Annotated in this window: 11 protein-coding genes; 3 read left to right on the plus strand and 8 right to left on the minus strand. The window is 71.2% G+C overall.

Translation table 11 applies throughout. The features are described from left to right. The first annotated feature begins 79 nt into the window (after nt 1-79). Both OHA21_RS36530 and OHA21_RS36535 read left to right on the plus strand, forming a co-directional pair. Nucleotides 80-2,377 (plus strand): RICIN domain-containing protein, encoded by a 2,298-nt coding sequence (locus OHA21_RS36530; RefSeq protein WP_328462917.1) that lies wholly within the window; start codon nt 80-82, stop codon nt 2,375-2,377. 61 nt (nt 2,378-2,438) lie between these two features. Continuing rightward, complete coding sequence (locus OHA21_RS36535; RefSeq protein WP_328462919.1) at nt 2,439-3,551, plus strand: outer membrane protein assembly factor BamB family protein; 1,113 nt, start codon at nt 2,439-2,441, stop codon at nt 3,549-3,551. A gap of 331 nt (nt 3,552-3,882) precedes the next feature. On the opposite strand, the gene rlmB is transcribed toward OHA21_RS36535, so the two are convergent. The 7 genes from rlmB to OHA21_RS36570 all read right to left on the minus strand — a co-directional run bounded on the left by rlmB (nt 3,883) and on the right by OHA21_RS36570 (nt 17,053). Further along, complete coding sequence (rlmB, locus tag OHA21_RS36540) at nt 3,883-5,007, minus strand: 23S rRNA (guanosine(2251)-2'-O)-methyltransferase RlmB (protein WP_328462921.1); 1,125 nt, start codon at nt 5,005-5,007, stop codon at nt 3,883-3,885. Further along, nucleotides 5,007-6,422, minus strand: coding sequence for a cysteine--tRNA ligase (gene cysS / locus OHA21_RS36545; protein WP_328462923.1), 1,416 nt, complete (start codon nt 6,420-6,422; stop codon nt 5,007-5,009). The genes rlmB and cysS overlap by 1 nt, the downstream gene beginning before the upstream one ends. Nucleotides 6,423-6,488: 66 nt before the next feature. Then, a complete protein-coding gene (locus OHA21_RS36550) occupies nt 6,489-8,051 on the minus strand; it encodes a S8 family serine peptidase (protein WP_442875197.1) in 1,563 nt (520 codons plus the stop codon). Between the two features lie 65 nt (nt 8,052-8,116). Then, the gene (locus OHA21_RS36555; protein WP_328462927.1) at nt 8,117-9,769 is read right to left on the minus strand and encodes a S8 family serine peptidase; all 1,653 of its coding nucleotides are present in this window, start codon (nt 9,767-9,769) and stop codon (nt 8,117-8,119) included. An 85-nt stretch (nt 9,770-9,854) separates the two neighbouring features. Beyond that, nucleotides 9,855-11,210: a class II fumarate hydratase gene (locus tag OHA21_RS36560; RefSeq protein WP_442875198.1), complete on the minus strand. Its 1,356-nt coding sequence runs from the start codon at nt 11,208-11,210 to the stop codon at nt 9,855-9,857. 31 nt (nt 11,211-11,241) lie between these two features. Next, nucleotides 11,242-14,163, minus strand: coding sequence for an AfsR/SARP family transcriptional regulator (locus OHA21_RS36565; protein WP_328478765.1), 2,922 nt, complete (start codon nt 14,161-14,163; stop codon nt 11,242-11,244). 31 nt (nt 14,164-14,194) lie between these two features. Beyond that, nucleotides 14,195-17,053 (minus strand): AfsR/SARP family transcriptional regulator, encoded by a 2,859-nt coding sequence (locus tag OHA21_RS36570; protein ID WP_328462931.1) that lies wholly within the window; start codon nt 17,051-17,053, stop codon nt 14,195-14,197. Nucleotides 17,054-17,355: 302 nt separating this feature from the next. Here OHA21_RS36570 and OHA21_RS36575 point away from each other — a divergent pair, with 302 nt between their 5' ends. Further along, nucleotides 17,356-17,877 (plus strand): hypothetical protein, encoded by a 522-nt coding sequence (locus OHA21_RS36575; RefSeq protein ID WP_328462933.1) that lies wholly within the window; start codon nt 17,356-17,358, stop codon nt 17,875-17,877. Nucleotides 17,878-17,901: 24 nt separating this feature from the next. Here the strand turns inward: OHA21_RS36575 and OHA21_RS36580 are convergent, their stop codons facing one another. Further along, nucleotides 17,902-19,569, minus strand: coding sequence for a fumarate hydratase (locus OHA21_RS36580; RefSeq protein ID WP_328462935.1), 1,668 nt, complete (start codon nt 19,567-19,569; stop codon nt 17,902-17,904). Nucleotides 19,570-19,585 lie beyond the last annotated feature (16 nt).

Here is a 19,585-nt window from a genome sequence, read left to right on the forward strand (position 1 = left end):
TCACCCACATGGAGACGCCGGCGGGACGAGAGAACAGCCGGCGTCTCCCCAGTCCCATTGAACGGGGGAACCACCACACATGATTGCCAACTCCCGCGCACTAGGCCGGCGGCTGTTGACCGTCGGCCTGGCCGCGGCCACGTTTGCCACAGTCGTACCGGCTGTGGCCCATGCCGCACCGGCACTCTCCGGAACCGTGCTCGCCGCCGCCGCGGCCGAGCCGAACGACAAGCTGGCCGTCGCGATCAAGTTCGGCTACGGCGACGACTACGCGCTTCAGGAGCTCGCGGACCGCGACTTCATCATCGAGCTCTGGAAGCGCCTCAAGGACAACAGCGACCACCTCGAGGTGACTGCCGCTGCGGAACAGGCTTTCGGCACTGTCGCCGACGAGGAGAACCCGGCCGCCACCGAGCTCGCCTGCCACGAGTTCATCGTGACCGGCGTGTTCGAGGCCTTCGATCGCGACGTCGCCCGGGAGCAGCGCGAGGCCGAGGCCAAGCGGCAGTCCGACGCGGCCCGCGCCGCCGCCGCGGCCAGCATCAACGTCATCGCCGGCGCTGAGCTGCTGAACGCCACCGACACCAGCTTCATCCAGCAGATCTGGGACCTGGTCGAGAACAACGCCGACTGGCCGAAGGTCAAGTCCGCCGCCGCGGCCGCCCTCGCCGGCACCGCGGAGGAGCAGCAGGCGTTCATCAGCGCCGGGATGGCGGCCGCCGCACAGCAGGACACGGCCGATCGGATCGCGAAGGACGACGCCAAGACCGAGGCCGAGAAGGCCGCCGCCCTCGCCCGGGCTGCCAAGCAGTTCGCCGCCAACCGCATCGGCATGCCGGTCACCGAGCAGCTGCTGGCCCTGCCCGACCGCGACTTCATCACCGAGGTCTGGAACTTCACCGAGGCGGGCACCGAGGTCCAGGACGCCGCGATCGCCGCGGTCCGCAGCCTCGACCCGGCGGTCTGGAAGGCGTTCATCGACACCGGGATCCACCAGGCCCGGGACCGCGACATCCAGGAGGCCCTGGACGCCGCCGAGGCCGCCGACCGCAAGCTGGCGAACGACGTGGTGGCCCGGGCCGACGCGGCCGGCAACCGCAACCTGGCCCTGGCCGGCCGCCGCGCTCTGGCCGGTAACGCCCAGGTGGTCAACGACTTCGTCCGGGTCGGCCAGTACGCCGTACGCCCGGACCTGCCGGACCGCATCCAGAGCGGCCTCACCGGCATGTGCATGGGTGTGCCGTCCGGTGCGAAGGAGCGGAACACCCAGATCATCCAGTGGCCGTGCAGCGGCGCGAAGGACCAGGGCTGGCAGTTCTTCCCGAAGACCGCCGGCTACTACCAGATCCGCAACGTCAACAGCGGCCTGTGCCTGGCCATGGGGTCCGCGTCCACCGCGGCGAACGCCTACGTCATCCAGTGGACCTGCACGAACGGCAGGGAGCAGCAGTGGGCGGCGACCGCCGACAGCACCGGATTCACCCGGCTGAAGAACCTCAACAGCGGCATGTGCATGGGCCTGCTCAACAACGCGGCCACTCAGGGCACCCGGGTCGTGCAGCAGGCCTGCTCGACCGCGACCGCGCAGGGCTGGCACACCCGGGCCCGTGGTCTGGTCAACTTCGAGGCCGCCACGCTGAACAACGACGCCTACACCGACGTGATCGCCACCGAGGTCTCCTCCGGCCGGCTGTACCTCTACCCGGGTACCGCCGCCGGTGACGCCTTCGGCGCCCGCGTGCTGATCGGCAACAGCGGCTGGAACGGCATGGACAAGCTCGCCACCAGCCGCCTGAACAGCGACAACTACGACGACCTGATCGCCGTGGAGAAGAGCACCGGCAAGCTGTGGCTCTACCCCGGCACCGCGAGCGCCGGCCTCGGCACCCGCGTCGAGATCGGCCTCAGTGGCTGGAACAACATGGAGAAGCTCACCGCGAGCCGCTTCAACGCCGACGCCTACGAGGACCTGCTCGCCGTGGACGTCCGGGACGGCAAGCTCTACCTCTACCCGGGCACCGCCGCGGGCACCCTGGGCAGCCGGGTCGCGGTCGGCACCGCCACCGGCTGGAACGGCTACGACAAGTTCGTCACCGGCAAGTTCACCCGCGACGATCACAACGACCTGATCGCGGTGGAGAAGGCGACCGGCAAGCTGTGGCTCTACCCGGGCGGCAGCAACGGCACGCTCGGCACCCGGATCGAGATCGGCACCGGCGGCTGGAACGGCGTCAAGGAACTCACCGCCGGTCACTTCAACCGTGACAGCTACGAGGACCTCCTGGTGACCGACAACGCCACCGGCAAGGTCTTCTACTACCCGGGCACCGCCGACGGCAAGATCGGCAGCCGGGTCGAGATCGGTATCGGCAGCTAAAACCGCAGCAAGACGACGTGGGGCCCTCGATCCGATCGGGGGCCCCATTCGTTGATCTTGTATGAGCTCCGTACTACCGGCCGCACTGGCCGCCGCCCTCACCCTCACCCTGCCGCTCCCCGCCCCCGCCTCGGAGTGGAACCAACCCGGCTTCGGGCCGGGCGCCACCTACTTCAACCCGGCCGAGAACCGGCTCACCGCCGGCACGGTCGGCTCGATCACCAAGCGCTGGGAGATCCCGACGCACGGCGCGCCGGACTGCGAGATCGGCCGGGACCCGCTCGTCTCCGGCGGCAACGTCTACACCAGTGATCCGGGCGGCATCGGCGCCTACGACCCGGCCACCGGGGCACGCCGCTGGCATGCCGGACTGCCCGGCCGGGGCGTCACCCGGATGGCGATCGGCGACGGCAAGCTGATCACCCTGACCTACGCCTGCGACGGTCAGGGCAGCTTTCTGACCGCCTTCCAGAGCAGCAGCGGGCAGCGCCTGTGGGACGTACCGCTAGGCGGTCCCGCGCAGGACATGGTCGTCGACCGGGGTGTGGCCGTGGTCGACACCCGGCCCGACTTCGCGCTCAGCACCACCGCGTACCGGCTCTCCAACGGCTACCGGCTGTGGCGGCTGACCGGCACGCGAGGCGACGGCCTGCTCTCCGCCGGCGGGCGACTGCTGCTGCGTACCGAAGGTCAAGGCTCCCGCGCGGTCGCCATCGGCACCGGCGCGACCCTCTGGCAGACCCCGTCCGACTGGTATGCGGTCGGCAGCGATCCGGCCGGCACGCGCTTCTACGTCGGCGGCGCCGGCGGTGGCCTGACGGCGGTCAATGCGGCCACCGGCGTACCGATCTGGAAGTCCACCTGGCCGTCACCCTCGGTGACCGCCGATGACCAGCGGGTCTATTTCCCGCGATACCGCAGCGTCGTCTGCCTGGACGCCCGCACCGGCCGCAAACTCTGGTCCGTCCACCTGCCCGGCGCCGCCGGCCAGCCGGTCCGCGCCGGCAGCCTGCTCTACAGCCCGTCCGGCATGGGCTCACCGCTACAGATCGTCGATGCCGCCACCGGCCGCGGCCCGCGCGGAGGCATGCCCAGCGACCAGAACTACCCACCGGCCGTAGCCGGCGGCCGCCTCTACCTCACCGACGGCGGCACGCTGCGCGCTTACTTCTAGACCCTTCCCGGTACGGGCATAGGCCGCCCCCCGCCGAATCCACACCTGATCCGGCGCTCCCGGGCGGCCACCAGCCACCCCAGGCCCCAACGCCCCCGCCGGGCTGAAGCACATGGCCAGCTGACGCTCAGGGTCGTTCAACGGCCCTGGAAACAGCACTCACGGCCAGCCGCAAAGACCCAGCTGACGCCCAGGGTCGTCTCCGGGCCCACGAAGCAGCACTCACCGTCAGCCGAAGAATCGGGCTGACGCTCAGGGTCGTTTAACGGCCCTGGAAACAGCACTCACGGCCAGCTGGGCAGATCCGGCTGGCCGTGAGGGTTGTTCGGGGTCAGCCGTGTACTCGGCGGCGGGCTACCTCGGCGAGCGTCACCGCAGCGGCGACGCTGGCGTTCAGCGACTCGACGTCGGAGGCCATCGGGATGCTCACCCGCAGGTCACACGTCTCGCCGACCAGGCGGGACAGGCCGCGACCCTCGGAGCCGACGACCACCAGCAGCGGGCCGACGGCGGCCTCCAACTGGTACAGATCAGTCTCGCCGTCGGCGTCCAGGCCGATCGCGGTGAAGCCGGCCTTCTGCGCCGCCTTGATCGCCCGGGTCAGGTTGACCACCTGCGAGACCGGGACCCGGGCCGCAGCGCCGGCGCTGGTGCGCCAGGCGGTCGCGGTGATCCCGGCGGCCCGGCGCTCGGTCATGAAGACGCCGTGCCCACCGAAGGCGGCCACCGACCGGATCACCGCGCCCACGTTGCGCGGGTCGGTGATGCCGTCCAGCGCGACCAGCAGCGGTGCGGTCTGCTCCAGCGCGGCGGCGACCAGGTCGTCGAAGTTCTCGTACGCGAACGGCGGCACCTGCAGGCCGATGCCCTGGTGCAGCACCCCGCCGGTCATCCGGTCCAGCTCGTTGCGGCTGATCTCCAGGATCGGGATGCCCCGGTCCCCGGCGGTCCGGACGATCTCGGAGACCCGGTCGTCGATGTCGATGCCCTGCGCCACGTACAGCGCGGTCGCCGGCACCAGCGCCCGCAGCGCCTCGACCACCGGGTTGCGGCCGAGCAGCAGCTCGGGCCCTTCCTTGGTGGGGTTGGACCGCCGGCCGGGCGCGACCCGCGGACCACGCGGACCGGCGCCGGCACGGCCGCGCGTCGTCTGGGCGCGGGTGATGCCGGGAGCCCGGCCGCCGCCCCGGCCCCAGGTGGTGTCCTTGGTCCCGGGGATGCCGACCTTGGGCGCACGACCCTCGGCCGCCGCTGCCCGGCGTTCCTTGTCCTGCTTACGCGCGGTCTTCTCGGGCAGTTTCTCGGTGCCCGAATACCCCTTGTGCCAGGGCCGCTCGTCTGCGGGCAGGGTCTTGCCCCGGCCTTTCAGCCCGGACCGGTTCTTGCCACCGGATCCGCCGGCCGCGCCCTTCTTCGACGTCGTCCGCTTGCTCGCGTTGAATGAATTTCCCGGCATCAGTGCTGCTCTCCTACCGTCCAGCGCGGCCCGGCCGGAGTGTCCTCCACCTGAATACCCGCGTTCTTGAGCTGGTCCCGCACCGAATCGGCGGCCGCCCAGTCTTTCCGTGCACGGGCTTGCGCCCGCTGTTCCAGTGCCAGCGCGACCAGTGAGTCGACAACCGGCTTCAGGTCGTTGCCGCCCTCGCCGCCGTCCCAGGCGGGGTCGAGCGGGTCGAGGCCGAGCACCCCGAGCATGGCCCGGACCGCGGTCAGCGCGCCGCGGATGGCCGGCTCGTCACCGGCGGCGAGGGCGGTGTTGCCCTCCCGGACGGTGTCGTGCACGATCGCCAGCCCGGCCGACGTGTTCAGGTCGTCGTTCATCGCGTCGGCGAAGGCCGGCGGCACCGCCTTGGGCCGGCCGGGGCCGACCACCTCGGCGGCGCGCTGCACGAATCCTTCGATCCGCCGGTACGCCACCGCGGCTTCGCGGAGCGCCTCGTCGGTGTAGTCGATCCGCGAGCGGTAGTGCGGGCTGCCCAGGTAGTAGCGCAGCTCGACCGGGCGGATGCCGGACTCACCCAGCGAATCCAGGTCGATCACGTTGCCCAGCGACTTGCTCATCTTGGACTCGCCGAGGTTGAGCAGCGCGTGGTGCACCCAGTAGCGGGCGAACCCGAGCCCGGCCGCCTTGGACTGGGCGATCTCGTTCTCGTGGTGCGGGAAGGTCAGGTCCAGGCCGCCGCCGTGGATGTCGAACTCGTCGCCGAGGTAGCGCCGGGCCATCGCCGAGCACTCGATGTGCCAGCCGGGCCGGCCCCGGCCCCACGGCGACGACCAGTACGCATCCTGGGGCTCGTCGGCCTTCACACCCTTCCACAGGGCGAAGTCGCGGTGGTCGCGCTTGTCCCGCTCCGGGGCGTCGCCGGCGGCCCGCATGTCGTCCGGCCGCTGGCCGGAGAGCGCGCCGTACTCCGGGTAGGACAGCACGTCGAAGTAGACGTCGCCGTTGCCGGCGGCCGCCGGGTACGCATTACCGCGCTCGATCAGACTCTGGATCAGCTCGTGCATCTCGGTGATGTGCCCGGTGGCCAGCGGCTCGTAGGTGGGCGGCAACACGTTCAGCTCGCGGTAGTGGCGATCCAGGTGGAGGCGGTTCTCGTAGGCGATCGCCCAGAACGGCCGGCCCTGCTCCAGCGACTTCTGCAGGATCTTGTCGTCCACGTCGGTGACGTTGCGGACGAACGTGACCTCCAGGCCCTCGTGCAGCAACCAGCGACGCAGAACGTCGTAGTTGACCGCGGAGCGGAGGTGGCCGATGTGTGGCGACGACTGCACGGTGAGACCACACAGGTAGATCCCCACCTGACCGGGCGTCATCGGGACGAAGTCCCGGACCGATCGGGTCGCGGTGTCATACAAGCGCAGCGTCACCGGTCAAGGGTACCGGCCATCTCCAGCAGCCGGCCGCCCCGCCCGGGCGACACGGCCGGCCGCGGATCAGACGCCGCCGACGGCCCGGTAGGCGTCGATGATCCCGTGCCCGTAGAACCCGTTGAACTCGGCGTCCCCCTCGCAGCGGGCGGCGAACTCGGCGGGCCGGTCCGGGTACTTCTGCAGCCGGGGCTTCGGGCACGGACGATCACTCGCGGTACGGAGGAGTTCCCGCTCGACCGCCTTCACACCGCGGCTCGCGATCAGGGCGGCCACTCCGGTGGCGTGCGGCGCGGCCATCGAGGTGCCCTGCGCGTACATGTAGTAGGCGCAGGCGCCGGACGAGCAGTCCTTGAGCACGGCGCCCTTGCCGGCTTCGGTGATCTCGCCGTCCGTACCGATCAGCCCTTCGGCCTCGAGCACCTTCTTCGGGTAACTGGAGAGGATCTCGCCGGCGACGCCGTAGCCGTCGCCCTGGTCGCCGCCGGGCGCCGCGATCTCCGCCTGCTCCACGCCGTAGTTCGAGTAGTCGGCCTTGCGACCGGACGGCCCGAGCGCGGTGGTGTTGACGACGTGCGGCCCCTCCTGCGGCATGTGCACACAGGTCTTGTTGTCGACCTTCCGGTCGTACGGTTCAGCGCCGTAGTTCGGGCTGCTCGTGTCCACCCGCGGCCGGCCCAGGTCCTCGTGCGCGTTGCCGAGCGAGCTGATCAGCGTGACGCCCCGCTGGTGGGCGTATTTCAGCGCCCGGTTCAGCCCGGCGATGATGGCCCGTTGTTCGGCCTGCTGCTTCCTGCTGTCGGCCGGGTTGGCGGGGCAGAGGTAGCGCCACGGGTCGACGAAGAAGGACATGTTCACCACGTCGATGCCGGCGTCGCCCGCGTACGTCAGCGCGTCGACCACCGGCCCGAGGAAGAAGAAACCGGAGTCCTGGCCACCCTTGAGCTCGACCAGGGTGACGCCGGGCGCGACGCCGGAGATCCCGTGACCGTCGGCGGCCGCCCCGATCGTGCCGGCCACGTGCGTGCCGTGCCCGCCGTCGTCGGTGCCGACCGGGTCGAGGCAGCCGGCCACCTCGCACGGACCGTCGACGTCCGGCATGTCCTTCGCGAAGTTGCGGGAGAGCGCCCGGCTGAAGTGCGGCGCCAGGTCGGGGTGCCCGGCGTCCAGACCGGTGTCGAGCACGCCGACGGTCACTCCCGGGTCGCCGCGCTGCACCTTGCGGGCCAGGTCCGCCCGGATCATGCGCAGGCCCCACAGCTTGGTGTCGAGCGGGTCGAGGTTCTCCGGGCCGGGTGGCACGTCGGCGGCCGGGACGGCACGCGCGGCGGGGTGCACAGCGACCCGGCCGATGGCTCGCCGCTCGCTGGCGCCGATCAGCTTCGCCGAGCCGGCGGCCTTCGTGGCGAACCGCGCGTCGGCCGAGGTGACCCGGTAGACGCCGACGGCTTCGTTGCTGCTCAGGACCGTGCCGCCGGCGGCGCGGATGGCGGCGGTGGCCTCGCGCACGGATATCCCGTCGGCCGCGACCACGGTGTAATCCGTGGCCGACGGACCGGCGGTGAGCGGCAGCAGGGCCAACAGGGTCAATCCGGACACGACTGCGCGTAGGGCCTTCACTTCCCGGATGCTAGGGCGGCAAAGGGGTGCTTGTTCCGCGATCGCGGAACAAGCACCCCCAAGGAAACCGCAGGTCAGCGGCCGCCGACCGCCGCGTAGGCGTCGACGATGCCGTAACCGTAGAACCCGTTGAAGTTCTTCCCGCCCTCACAGAGCGCGTCGAACTCGGTGGAGCGGCCCTCCCGCACGTAGCTCTGCAGGCGCGGCTCCGGGCAGGCCTGCTCGGCCGCCGAGCGGTAGAGCTGAGCCTCGACCAGGGCCGGAGCCATGGTCTTGCCGCCCCGGCGGAAGTCCGGGTAGCCGTACTTGCTGACGATCAGCGCGGCCACACCGGAGGCGTGCGGCGCTGCCATCGAGGTGCCCTGCAGGTACGTGTAGTAGCCGCACTTGCCGGCCTTGGTGCACTCCTTGAAGACCAGGCCCTCGCCGTCCGCGGTGATGTTGCCGTCCGCGTCGACCAGCCCCTCCTCCTGCAGCACCTTGAGCGGGTACGTGGAGAGGATCTGGTTGCCGGCCGTCTGGAAGGTGTCGGTGCCGTAGCCGTCGCGGTACCAGCCGCCCGGCGCGGCGACCGAGATCTGCTCGAGGCCGTAGTTCGAGAAGTCCGACTTCGTCTTCGACGGGCCGACCGAGGAGACGCCGATGACGTGCGGGCCCTCCGCCGGCAGGTCCCAGCAGGTGCTGTTGTCGATCGGGCGCGGGTACGGGTCGGCGCCGTAGTCCGGGCTGGAGATGTCGGTCCGGGGCTTGCCCAGGTCCTCGTGGTTGTTGCCGAGCGCGCCGACCAGCGTCACGCCCTTGCGGTGCGCGTACTGCAGGGCCCGCTTCATGCCGGCGATGATGGCGCGCTGCTCGGCCTGGTCCTCCGCGCTGTCGGCCGGGTTGGCCGTGCAGTTGTAGAGCCACGGGTCGACGTAGAACGACATGTTGACCACGTCGAGGCCGGAGTCGGCGGCGTGGGTGAGCGCGTTGACCACCGGGTCGAGGAAGAAGTAGCCGGAGTCCTGGCCACCCTTGAGCTCGACCAGGGTGACGTCCGGGGCGATGCCGGAGACGCCGATGCCGTTCGCCGCGGCGCCGATGGTGCCGGCGACGTGCGTGCCGTGGCCGTTGTCGTCGGTGCCGACCGGGTCGACACAGCTCGCCACCTCGCACGGGCCGTCGACGTCGGTCAGGTCCGGCGCGAAGTTGCGGGACAGCTTGGAGCTGAAGTGCGGGGCGAGATCCGGGTTGGAGGCGTCCAGACCGGTGTCCAGGATGCCGACGGTCACGCCGCGATCACCGGACTCGATCTTGCGAGCCTTGTCCGCGCGGACCATGGCGAGGCCCCAGAGCTTGGAGTCCAGCGGGTCCAGCTTCGCCGGGCCGCCCTTGCCGCCCCTACCGGTACGGGCGTTGCGGTCGACCTTCTCGAGCTGGTTCGGAGCGTGGCCGATGGCCCGGCGCTCGCTCGCGCCGATCAGGGCGTCGGTCGCGGTCGCCTTGGTACCGAACTTGGCGTCGGTCGAGGTGACCCGGTAGACGCCGACGGCGTCGTTGCTGCTCACGATCTTTCCGCCGGCGGCCTTGATGGCGGCGGTGGCCTCCGCCGCGGAGGCACCGTCGGCGGCCACGACCGTGTAGTCGACTGCGTTACCTGGCTCCGCCGCGGCAGAGCCAGGTATGGCAGCCAGGAAGGCGAGGCCCGTCGCGGTGACGACGGCCCCGGTGACGACGCGTCTTCTCATGGAATGCGTTCCTCCTGGGAGTTGGCTAGGAGGATCACATCGAGAAAGGTCGCTCAGCGCAAGATGAGAGACCGTCTATTTATCATCACGGTCTGGTCATACGGAGTACATCCAGCGCCTCGTCGAGCTGCGACTCGGTGAGTCTGCCCGACGACACGTGTCCGCGTTCGAGAACGACGTCACGAATGGACCGGTCGGTGGCAAGTGCCTGTTTGGCGATGGCTGCGGCCTCGTCGTACCCGAGGTACCGATTCAGCGGGGTGACGATCGACGGCGACCCCTCCGCGTACGCCCGGGCCACCTCCTCGTTCGCCTCCAGCCCGGCGACGCACCGGTCGGCGAGCTGGCGGGAGGCGGCGGCGAGCAGCCGGATCGACTCGAGCAGGTTGCGGGCCATCACCGGGAGCATCACGTTCAGCTCGAAGTCGCCCTGGGTGCCGGCGAAGGCCACCGTCGCGTCGTTGCCGATCACCTGGGCGGCGACCTGGCGGACCATCTCCGGCACCACCGGGTTCACCTTCCCCGGCATGATCGACGAACCGGGCTGCAGGTCGGGCAGGCGCAGCTCGCGCAGGCCGGCCCGCGGACCCGAGCCCATCCAGCGGATGTCGTTGGCGATCTTGTAGAGGCCGACGGCCACCACCCGCAGCTGTCCGGACGCCTCGACCAGCGCGTCCCGGGCGCCCTGCGCCTCGAAATGGTCCCGGGCCTCGCTCAGCGGCAGGCCGGTCTCGTCGCGGAGCAGCTCGATCACCGCCGGGGCGAAACCGGGCGGCGTGTTCACCCCGGTGCCGACCGCGGTGCCGCCGAGCGGGAGCTCGCCGAGCCGGGGCAGGGTCGCGGTCAGCCGTTCGACGCCGTTGGTGACCTGCTGGGCGTACCCCGAGAATTCCTGACCCAGGGTGACCGGCGTGGCATCCATGAGATGCGTGCGGCCGCTCTTGACCACCTCGGCCCAGGCCGAGGCCTTCGCCCGCAGGGCGGTCGCCAGGTGCTCGAGCGCCGGGACCAGGTCCTGGCTGACCGCCTCGGTGGCGGCCAGATGGATCGAGGAGGGGAAGACGTCGTTGCTGGACTGGGACGCGTTGACGTGGTCGTTGGGGTGCACCGGCCGGCCCAGCGCGCGCGAGGCCAGGGTGGCGATCACCTCGTTGGCGTTCATGTTCGACGACGTGCCGGAACCGGTCTGGAAGACGTCGATCGGGAACTGGTCGTCGTAGCCACCGTCGGCGACGTGCGCCGCCGCGGTCGCGATCGATTGCGCGAGGTCGTCCTCCAGCACGCCGAGCTTCCCGTTGGCCCGGGCCGCGGCCCCTTTGATCCGGGCCAGCGCCCGGATGTGCGCCGGTTCCAGTCCCCGGCCGGAGATCGGGAAGTTCTCCACGGCGCGCTGCGTCTGTGCCCGCCAGAGGGCGTCGGCGGGCACCCGCACCTCACCCATCGTGTCTTTTTCGATCCGGAAGCCGCTCTCGTCAGTCGTCACCGGACCATCGTCCCTCCGCGGTGGCCGGATCGCAGTTCTTCAGCCGTTGCGCGACGTCGAACCGCTCCGGAACGTCCATCTGTTCGAAAGCGGCGAGCGCCCACTCCCACAACCGGCGCGCCTGCGCCGGATCGGCGTCCGCCAGGAGGTCGGCCAGGCCGGCCTGCGCCCGGGCGATCAGGTACGGCTGGCGGGCGCTCTGCGCGATGCGCAACGACTCCTGGTACGCCTCCCGCGCACCGGAAAGGTCACCGGAAGCCGCCAGCGTGGTGCCGTAGTCGTAGCGGAAGTCGGCCTGCTGACGGCGGTCCCCGGTGCGGCTCACGATGTCCAGCGCGATCCGGTGCTCGGCGATCGCCTCCGGGTACCGGCCCTCGGCCCGGAACAGGCGGCCGAGCTCGTTGTGCCCGTCACCGACCCCGTACCGGGAGGCGGCCCGCTCCAGCAGGCGCAGCGCGGCACGGACGTAGCGCCGCGCGTCCGGCGCCGAGAGGGTGCCGGCCGCGAATCGGAGCCGTTGCAGGTAGTCCAGGCAGAGGGCGATCCATTCGTCGTCGCGCCGGGCCACCGCGGCCAGAAGCTGCAGGCGGGTTTCGCGCACCGCCTCCTCGTACCGCCCGAGCCGGCCGAGGATGACGCCGAAGAGCATGAGCGGGGTGTGGGCGCCGACCGGGTCGCGCCCGGTCAGGATCAGGAGCCGGCGCGTGGTTCGCAGCGCCTCGATCGCATCGGCGAAGCGGCCCATGGCGTCGTGCAGGCTCGCCAGGTTGCCGTACGAGACCGCCACCGAAGCCATGTCGCCCAGCTCGGTACGGAGCTGGATCGAGCGTTCCAGGTACGACCGGGCGGTGTCGTGCTCGGCGATGCGGCTGTAGCTGCCGGCGAGATAGTTCGCGATCGTCGCGATGGCGTGCTTGTCGCCGTCGTTCTCGATCGCGGCCAGCGCCTGGTGGAACAGCCCGAGGAAGTCGTCGTGGTACCCGCGGAAGTACAGCGTCGGCCAGGCCGCACGGGGGATCGTCCAGCAGTACCGCCGCGCGTCGGCCCCGGCCGCGGCGTCGATGAACAGGGTCAGGTTCGGCCGCTCCCGCTCCAGCCGGTCCACCGGGTCGGTCAGGGTCGCGAGAAGGTCCGGGCGCAGCGGCTCGGCCGCGCCCAGATCACGCTGCAGCATGGGTCGTTGGGTGTCCGTCGCGGCGGCCACGGCCGCGTGCAGATGATGGTCGAGCACGTTGACGATCGCCTCGCGGCGCACTTCGCCCGGCAGGTCGGCGGCGAGGAGTACGGCGTACTCCCGCAGCAGGTCGTGCAGGCGGAACAGGTTCCGCGCCGGGTTCTCGAGCAGGTGCACGTCGACGAGGTCGTTCAGCAGGTCGTCCGCCGCCTGGTACGGCAGCCCGGTCAGCGCGGCCACGGCGTGGGCGTCGAAGCCGGCGCCCGGGTACACCCCGAGCAGCCGGAACAACCGCCGGGCCGGCTCGCCCAGCTGGCGATAGGTGAGTGCGAACGCGCTCGACACGGTCCGGTCCTCGGCGGACAGCTGGGGCAGCGTCGCGGCGCCGAGCCGGCTGAGCAGGTCGGACACCCGCCAGCGTGGACGGTGTGCCAGCCGCGACCCGGCCAGCCGGATCGCCAGCGGCAGCCCGCCGCAGCGCCGCACCACCTCGGCGGCCGCCTCCGGCTCGGCCCGGACACGCTCCCCGGCGATCCGGGCGAGCAGGGTCACCGCTTCGTCGGGGTCCAGCAACGGCAGCGCCTCGGGGTACACCCCGTCCAGCCCGGCCAGCCGACGCCGGCTGGTCACCAGCGCCAGACTCCCGGGCGCGGTGGGCAGCAGGTCGGCCACCTGCTCGCTGGATCCGGCGTTGTCGAACACCACGAGCACCCGCCGCCGGGCCACCTCGGTACGCCACAGGCTGACCCGGTCCACCAGGCCCGCCGGGATGGTCTCGGCGCCGAGCCCGAGCTGGCGCAGCAGCACGAGCAGCGCGGCGGCCGGCGGCAACGGCTGCTGCTCGCTGTGCCCGTGCAGGTCCACGAACAGATGCGCGTCCGGGTAGCGCTCGCCGACCAGCCCGGCGACGTGCAGCGCCAGTGTGGTCTTGCCGCTGCCCGCCATGCCGTCGATCACCACTTCGACCGGCCCGGACCCGTCGTCCGCCTCGATGGTCCGGATCAGCCGGCCGACCAGGTCGCCGTGACCGGTGAAGTCGCCGACCGTCCGGGGCAGGCAGCGCACCGCGGGAACAGCCTCCGGCGCCTCGCCCGCGAGCAGCTCGCGGTGCAGATCCTGCAGCTCCTTGCCCGGTTCGATGCCGAGCTCGTCGCCGAGCACCGCGGTGATGCGGCGGAACTCGGCGAGCGCGTCGGCCTGCCGTCCGGACCGGTGCAGCGCGAGCATCAACTGGCCGCGCAATCGTTCCCGCAGCGGATGCTGGTCCACCAGAGCGGTGAGCTCACCCAGCAGCTCCCGCTCGCGACCGGCGGCCAGTCCCTGGTCGGCCCAGTCCTCGACGGCCACCGCATGCCGTTCGTCCAGCACCGCCACCTGCCGGCGCACGGCCGCCGAGTCGATCTCGGCCAGCGCCGGACCGCGCCACAGATCCAGCGCGGCCCGGAAGTTCGCCTCACCGATCAGACGAGCGAAGACCAGTGCGTCCAGCTCGTTCGGGCCCACCCGGATCCCGTACCCCGCCGGATCGGTGATGATCACGCCGGCGGGCAGCGCCCGCCGCAGCCGGGAGATGCACGTCTGCAGCTGACCGCGCGCGGTGGTCGGCGGATCGGCGCCCCAGACCGCCTCGGTGAGCTCGCTCGACCCGACGATCCGGCCCGGGTTCAGCAGCAGCATCGCCAGCACGACCCGGTCCCGGTCGGCGTTGATGACCACCGGCCGGCCGTCTGCCGTCACCGACAACGGGCCAAGGATGTGAAAACGTACGTCACCCACGTGGCACACCCCTCTGCTTCTGCTCCCGGCCGCCGTCGTCGAGGCAGTTCGCGAGGCCGGCCGCGGCCCGGGCGATCGAGTACGGCTGACCCGCCGCCCGAGCCAGCCGCAACGACCGCTCGAAGGCTTCCCGAGCCGCCGGAACATCCCCCGACCGGTGCAGCGTGACGGCGTAGTCGTGCACAAATTCGGCCGCGAACCGGGTGTCGCCAACCCGTTCGGTCAGCTCGACCGCTCGCCGATGCTCGGTCAGGGCCGCCTCGAACGCGCCCTGTTCGGCCAGGACCGTCCCCAGCTCGGTACGCGCCTCAGCCTCCAGCATCACCAGTTCCTGCCTCCTGATCAGGCGAAGAGCGAGTTCCACGTACCGTTGCGCCGCCGTTGGTGTCATCAGGCCGAGCCGGCGCTTGCTCCGCTGAATGTGGACGAGACACCCGGCCTTCTCGGGGAGGTCGCCGGACTCGATCGCGGCCAGCAGACGTCTCCGGTCGATCCGCAGCGCCTCCGGCCAGCGGCCGAGCTTCTGACAGGCGACGGAGAGCTGGGTCTGCGCGACCATCGCGGAGATGCCCCCCGGATGCGACCGGAGCGACTCGCGCGCGGTCTCGACCGCCTCGGTGAACCGGTTCGTCGCCACCTGGACGGCCGCGATGTTGCCCAGGGCGCCGGCGACCGCGGTCCGGTCGCCGTGCTTCTCCCGGATCCGGATGGCCGTCCGCAGGTGTTCCAGCGCCCGGTCGTACGACCCGGTCCGGTAGAGGAAGGACGCGAGGTAGTTGGCCGTCATCGCCATGCCCTCGTCGTCCTTCCGCTGCTGGGCGATGGCCATGCCCCGCTCGTGCAGAACCGTGCCGTCATGGCTGTAGCCGCGGTGGAACAGCTGGAACCAGGCGGCCCGGGGGATCAACCATCCGTACTCGGGATGACCGGACCGCACTGCCGCGTCCTGGAACGCTCCGAGGTCCGGCCGGTGCCGCTCGAACCGCCCGATCGGATCGGCGATCGCCTCCACCAGGTCCGGCCGCCGGTTCTCGACGGTCCGCAGATCGCGCTGCACGATCTGCTGATGCGACGCGGTCGTCGTGGTCGCCAGCGAGAACGTCTCGAGATTGACCAGGTCACGCACCGCGCGGCTGCGCTCCGGCCCGGGGAGTCCGTCGGCGAGCGCCGCGGCGTACTCGTGCAGCAGATCGTGCAGCCGGTACACCCCGGCCGCCGGCTCCTCGATCAGGTGCATGTCCACCAGCTCGTCGAGCAGTCCCTCGGCCTCGTCCAGCGGCAGGCCGGCGAGCGCGGCGGCCGCGGGTGCGTCCAGCGACGAGGCCGGGTGCAGGCCGAGCAGGCTGAAGAAACGCCGCGCCGCCTGGTCCAGCTGTCCGTAGGAGAGCGCGAACGCGCTTTCCACCGTGCGGTTCTCCACCGCCAGCTCGGGCAGCGCCGCCTCAGCGAGACGCTGCACCAGATCCGCCACCTGCCACCGCGGCCGGTACGCCAGACGGGTTCCGGCCAGCCGGATGGCCAGCGGCAGGCCACCGCACCGCCGCACCACGTCGGCCGCCGCCTCCGGCTCCGCCGCCACCCGGTCGCCGACGATCCGGGCCAGCAGGGCGACCGACTCCTCCGGCGACAGCAGTGGCAACGACAGTGGGCGTACCCCGTCCAGCCCGGTCAGCCGGCGCCGGCCGGTCACCAGCGCGAGACTGCCCGCCGAGGTCGGCAGCAGATCGGCCACCTGCGCGCTCGACGCCGCGTTGTCGAGGACCACCAGGGCACGCCGCCGGGCCAGCTCGGTACGCCACAGCCCGACCCGGCCCACCAGATCGTCCGGGACCGTCTCGGCCCGCTGACCCAGCTGCCGCAGCAGCACGAGCAGAGCGTCGGCCGGCTCCAGCGGCTCCTCCTCGCTGTGTGCCTGCAGGTCCACGAAGAGGTGCGCGTCCGGGTACTGCTCGCCGACCAGCGACGCGAGGTGCAGCGCGAGGGTCGTCTTGCCGCTGCCGGCCATCCCGTCGACCACCAGCACACCGGACTCGGCGGTCTCGTCGACCAGCCGCTTCAGCAGATCGGCACGGCCGGTGAAGTCGCGGACCGTCCGCGGCAGGCACCGCACCGGGACGGCCGGCCGTCGCGACGCCGGAGTCTGGCCACTGAGGATCTCCAGGTGCAGCTCCTGCAGTTCCTTGCCGGGCTCGATGCCGAGCTCCTCGACCAGGGTGTCGCGGGCCCGGCGGAACTCGGCGAGCGCGTCGGCCTGCCGCCCGGACCGGCAGAGGGCGATCATGAGCTGGCCACGCAGTCGTTCCCGCAACGGGTACCGCTCGACCAGGGCGGCGAGGTCGCCGAGCAGGTCCCGGTCGGTGCCGGCGTCGAGCTCCAGATCCACCCAGTCCTCGGTCGCCGCGGCGTGCAGTTCGTCCAAGGTGGCTGCTGCGCGGCGCACGGCCGGCGCGTCGATCTCGGCACAGGCCGGGCCATGCCAGAGATCAAGAGCTTTCCGGTACGCCCGGCGCGCGGCCTCCGCCTCCCCGGCCGACCGCGCCTCCCCGATCAGGTCGAGAAAGACCTGCGCGTCGAGTTCGCCGGGCTGAACCTGCAGGCCGTACCCCGCGCGGTCGGTCAGAATGGCGCCGGGCAGCGTCCGCCGCAGCCGGGAGACGCAGGTCTGCAACTGTCCACGGACGGTGGCCGGAGGGTCGGCGCCCCAGACCGCCTCGGCGAGCTTGCCCAGAGCGACGATGCGATCGGGGTGCAACAGCAGCATGGCGAGCACGATCCGGTCACGTCCTGCCGTGACGGCCACCGTCTGCTCGTCAACGGTGACGGAGAGTGGCCCCAGGATGCGGTAGCGCAAGGCGTCCCCCCGTCCCCCTGTGCCGTGCTCGGAAGCCTAGCCGATATCGGCGGTAGTGATTCGACAGCGGAACGAGAGCGGCGTACCGCAAGCTTGTTCCCAGCACCGCTTCGCTGCCCAACGCTTCCGAGGCGCCCCCAGAGCAGCGGAGCGGTCAAGCAGTGAACGGGGGCGAGCGGCCCGTCCGCGAGCAATCGCGGGCGGGCCCGTTCGTATCTTGATGATCACTCACGGTTGGACGCGAGCCGCAACGGAACGTACCGTCGGCGGAGTTTGGTTGCCCCCGACGAAGAGGATCTCTGATGCGACGCGCCATCCTGGCCGTGCTCGCCGGCGGCGTGCTGCTGGCCGGCACCGCCTGTGACAGCGATGCGGACACCAGCGAGATCGGCGCTCCGGCCGCCGCCAGCGTCACCTCCGCGACGCCGACCGCCACCGTGGCCACTCCGGACTACTCGGCCGACACCGAGAAGGTGTGCGGACGGCTCGAGAAGATCTTCAGCGCCGCGCTGGCCGGCGAGTTCGGCGCCGCCATGGGCAAGATGATCGCCCAGAAGGAGGCGAAGCAGACCGACGAGGCCAAGAAGGCGGAGAAGGTCGCGGCCGCCGAACTGAAGGCGGTCGGCACCCAGATCCGCAAGGAGACCGTCGCCGCGCAGAACCCCGACCTCAAGCTGGCCGGCGAGACCTCCGCGGCGAAACTCGAGAAGAGCGCGAAGACCCGGGACTACATCGAGAAGGTCAAGACCGCCAAGGACCTCGAGCGCACGCTCAGGCCCCAGATGCAGGAGTGGCTGACCCCCGTCGCCGGCTACTGCGCCTGACCCCGTCGCCGCGGCTCGCCGAGGTCAGCGGCGGCCGATCCCCAGGACCGGCTTGGTGACCTCGGCGAAGAAGTCCTCGCCCTTGTCGTCGACCACGATGAAGGCCGGGAAGTCCTCGACCTCGATCTTCCAGACCGCCTCCATGCCGAGCTCCGGGAACTCGAGCACCTCGACGTGGCGGATGCAGTCCTGGGCGAGCCGGGCCGCCGGGCCGCCGATCGAGCCCAGGTAGAACCCGCCGTACGTCTTGCAGGCGTCGGTGACCTGCTTGGACCGGTTGCCCTTGGCCAGCATCACCATCGAGCCGCCGGACGCCTGGAACTTCTCCACGTACGAGTCCATCCGGCCGGCCGTGGTCGGGCCGAACGAGCCGGAGGCGTACCCTTCCGGGGTTTTCGCCGGGCCGGCGTAGTAGACCGCGTGGTCACGCATGTACTGCGGCATCGGCTCGCCCGCGTCCAGCCGCTCGGCGATCTTGGCGTGCGCGATGTCCCGGGCCACGACCAGCGGCCCGGTCAGCGACAGCCGGGTCTTGACCGGATACTTGCTCAGTTCAGCCCGGATCTCGGACATGGGCCGGTTGAGGTCGATCTTGACGACCTGCTCCGACTCCAGGTGATCGTCCGTGACGTCGGGCAGGTAGCGCGCGGGGTCGGTCTCCAGCCGCTCCAGCCACACCCCGGACGGCGTGATCTTCGCGACCGCCTGGCGGTCGGCCGAGCAGGAGACGGCGATCGCGACCGGGCAGGACGCGCCGTGCCGGGGCAGCCGGATGACGCGGACGTCGTGGCAGAAGTACCGCCCGCCGAACTGGGCGCCGATCCCGAAGTCCCGGGTCAACTCCAGGACCGCGGCCTCCAGCTCCAGGTCACGGAAGCCGTGCGCCAGCATCGTGCCCGAGGTCGGCAGGTTGTCCAGGTACTTCGCGCTGGCCAGCTTGGCGGTCTTGAGCGCGTGCTCGGCGCTGGTGCCGCCGACCACCACGGCCAGGTGGTAGGGCGGGCAGGCCGAGGTGCCGATCAGGCGCAACTTCTCATCCAGGAACTGCATCATCCGCTGCGGGTTCAGCAGCGCCTTGGTCTCCTGGTAGAGGTACGACTTGTTGGCCGAGCCGCCGCCCTTGGCCATGAACAGGAACTTGTACGCATCCGGCTGGCCGCCCGGGTCCTCGGCGTACAGCTCGATCTGCGCCGGGAGATTCGTGCCGGTGTTCTTCTCGTCCCACATGGTGATCGGGGCGAGCTGCGAGTAGCGCAGGTTGAGCCGGGTGTACGCCTGGTAGACGCCGAGCGCGATGGCCGCCTCGTCCTGACCGTCGGTGAGCACGTGCCGGCCGCGCTTGCCCATCACGATCGCGGTGCCGGTGTCCTGGCACATCGGCAGCACGCCGCCGGCCGCGATGTTGGCGTTGCGCAGCAGGTCCAGCGCGACGAACCGGTCGTTCGGCGAAGCCTTGGGGTCGTCGATGATCGAGCGCAGCTGAGCCAGGTGCGCCGGCCGCAGGTAGTGCGCGATGTCGTGCATCGCCTCCGCGGTGAGCTGGGTCAGGGCCGCCGGCTCGACGGTCAGGAACCGTCGCCCGCCCGGGCCCTCGACAACGTCCACACCCTCGTCCGTGACCAAGCGGTACTCGGTCTGGTCCGCGCCGGTCGGCAAGAGCGGCGAGTAGGTGAAAGCGGCGCCTCTGCTCATGAGCGGCAAGCCTAGG

The organism is Actinoplanes sp. NBC_00393, assembly GCF_036053395.1.
Classification (GTDB): domain Bacteria; phylum Actinomycetota; class Actinomycetes; order Mycobacteriales; family Micromonosporaceae; genus Actinoplanes.